The sequence below is a fragment of the Micrococcus sp. HMSC31B01 genome, assembly GCF_001816085.1.
Classification (GTDB): Bacteria; Actinomycetota; Actinomycetes; order Actinomycetales; family Micrococcaceae; genus Micrococcus; species Micrococcus luteus.
In genome coordinates, this window is the sequence record NZ_KV825146.1 from 1 (window position 1) to 2,802 (window position 2,802).

2 protein-coding genes are annotated in these 2,802 nt (G+C 71.9%); both read right to left on the bottom strand.

Annotated elements, in window-relative coordinates; translation table 11 throughout:
- A partial coding sequence (locus HMPREF3105_RS06875; protein ID WP_070709036.1) for a 3-isopropylmalate dehydrogenase occupies positions 1 to 1,066 on the bottom strand: 1,066 nt, incomplete at its 3' end.
- Positions 1,067 to 1,137: 71 nt separating this feature from the next.
- Positions 1,138 to 2,763 (bottom strand): methionine--tRNA ligase, encoded by a 1,626-nt coding sequence (gene metG / locus HMPREF3105_RS06880; protein WP_063190343.1) that lies wholly within the window; start codon positions 2,761 to 2,763, stop codon positions 1,138 to 1,140.
- Positions 2,764 to 2,802 lie beyond the last annotated feature (39 nt).

Consider the following 2,802-nt stretch of genomic DNA (forward strand, 5'->3'; position numbering starts at 1 on the left):
CGGCGACGTCGGCGCCCACCTCGGCGGTGGTGCCCCGCGCGCCGTCCACCCGGTCCTTCAGGTGCGCCCACACCGCGGTGCGCACGCGCGCCGCGGCGCCGGTCTCGCCCACGTGCTCGAGCAGCAGGGCGGCGGAGAGGATGGCGGCCACGGGGTCGGCGATCCCCTGGCCCGCGATGTCCGGAGCGGAGCCGTGGACCGGCTCGAACATCGACGGCACCGTGCCCTCGACGTTGATGTTGCCGGAGGCGGCGAGCCCGATGCCGCCGGTCACGGCCGCGGCGAGGTCCGTGATGATGTCCCCGAACAGGTTGTCCGTCACGATCACGTCGAAGCGGGCCGGGTCCGTCGCCAGGAAGATCATGGCGGCGTCGACGTGCATGTAGTCCCAGGTGACCGCGGGGAAGTCGGCCGCCACGGACTCCACGGTGCGGCGCCACAGGTGGCCGGCGTGGACCAGGACGTTGTGCTTGTGCACGAGCGTGAGGCGCTTGCGCTCGCCCGCGTCGGCGCGACGGAAGGCGTCCTCGACGACGCGGCGCACGCCGAACGCCGTGTTCACGGAGACCTCCGTGGCGATCTCGTGCGGGGTGTCCACGCGGATCGCACCGCCGTTGCCCACGTACGGCCCCTCCGTGCCCTCGCGCACCACGGTGAAGTCGATCTCGCCGGGCGCGGCCAGGGGGCTGACGGCGCCGGGCAGCAGGGTGGCCGGGCGCAGGTTCACGCCGTGGTCCAGCGCGAAGCGCAGCTTGAGCAGCATGCCGCGCTCGATCAGCCCGGACGGGATGCGCTCGTCCCCGGGCGCGGCGCCGACGGCCCCGAACAGGATCGCGTCGTGGCGGCGAAGGGACTCGAGGACCTCGTCCGTGAGCGCCTCGCCGGTCTCGAGCCAGTGCTCCGCACCCAGCGGATACGGGGTGAGCCGGGCCTCCGGACGCCCCTCGGCACGCAGCGCCGCCTGCAGGACGGCGGCGGCCTGGTCGGTGACCTCGGGGCCGATGCCGTCGCCGCCGATGACGGCGATGTCCAAGGGGTCTGCGGAGCTGCGTGTGGTCTCGGTCATGGCCCTCAGGCTACGCGCGGCACGCGTGAGGACCACATCGTGTGACACCCGGTCTCACCCTCCGGACGGACTCAGTCCTCGGCGGGCTCCTCGTGCCGCGGGAAGACCGGCTGCGGGGCGGGCAGCGGGGTGCCGGGGACCAGGTCCTCGTGGAACGCGGCGAAGGACCGCGGGCCGGTGCCGGACGCGCCGGTGCGGCCGGCGTCGCCCTCGGCGGGGACGCCGAGCAGGTCCAGCAGCCGCGAGGCCGAGCCGGGCATCACCGGCTGCGCGAGCAGGGCCACCCGGCGCACGGCCTGCAACGTCACGTACAGCACCGTGCGCATGCGCGGCTCGTCCGTCTTGCGCAGCACCCACGGGGCCTGGTCCGCGAAGTAGGCGTTGATCTCACCGAGCACGCGCCAGGTCTCCTCGAGCGCGTCGTGGAAGTCCTGCACCGCGTACGCGGACCGGGAGCGCTCCAGCAGGGCGTCGACCTGGGCCAGGACGGCGCGGTCCGCCTCGGTGAACTCGCCCGGCTCGGGCACGGCGGCGCCGCAGTTCTTGGCCACCATGGACAGCGAGCGCTGGGCGAGGTTGCCGAGGTTGTTGGCCAGGTCCGCGTTCTTGCGGCTCACCACGGCCTCGTGGCTGTAGGAACCGTCCGCGCCGAACGGGAACTCGCGCAGCAGGAAGAAGCGAATGGCGTCCAGGCCGTACCGGGCCACCCATTCCCGCGGGTGCACCACGTTGCCCAGGGACTTGGACATCTTGGCCCCGTTGTTGTTCAGGAAGCCATGGATCATGACGCGGCGCGGCAGCTCGAGGCCGGCCGACATGAGGAACGCGGGCCAGAAGATGCAGTGGAACCGGGAGATGTCCTTGCCGATCACGTGCAGGTCCGCCGGCCAGTAGCGCGCGAACGCCTCCGGGTCCTCCGCCGGCCAGCCCGCGCCGGTGAGGTAGTTCGTCAACGCGTCGACCCAGACGTAGGTGACGTGGTCGGCGCGCCGGTCGGCGTCGGCGGCGTCGGGGTCCGCGGGCGCCGGCAGGTCGATGCCCCACTGGAAGGAGGTCCGGGAGATGGACAGGTCCTCGAGCCCGGCCTCCACGAAGCGGATGACCTCGTTGAAGCGGTACCGGGGGGCGGCGAAGTCCGGGTGCTCGCGGTAGTGGTCCAGCAGCGGCTGCTGGTACTTGGACAGGCGGAAGAAGTAGGACTCCTCCTCCGTCCACGTCACCTCGGTGCCGGTCTCGACGGCGCGGCGCACCCCGTCCTGACCCACCTCGGTCTCGTCCTCGCCGAAGTAGCGTTCGTCCCGCACGGAGTACCAGCCGGCGTAGGAGCCGAGGTAGATGTCCCCGTTGGCCTCCATCCGCCGCCAGATCTCGCGGACGGCCTCGGCGTGGTCCGTGTCCGTGGTGCGGATGAAGCGGTCGTAGGAGATGTCCAGGACGTCGTCGTCCATCTCCTTGAAGACGGCGGCGTTGCGCGTGGCCAGCTCGAGGGCGCTCACGCCCTGCTGCTGCGCCGTCTGCTCCATCTTCTGGCCGTGCTCGTCCGTGCCGGTCAGGAAGCGCACATCCCGCCCGTCGAGCCGCTGGAAGCGGGCCATCGCGTCCGAGGCGATGTACTCGTAGGCGTGGCCGATGTGCGGCTCGCCGTTCGGGTAGGAGATGGCCGTGGTCAGGTAGTACGGGGCGCGGGCGTCAGTCACAGTCGTCGAGTCTAGCTGTAGGAGGGCATGACGTTGTTG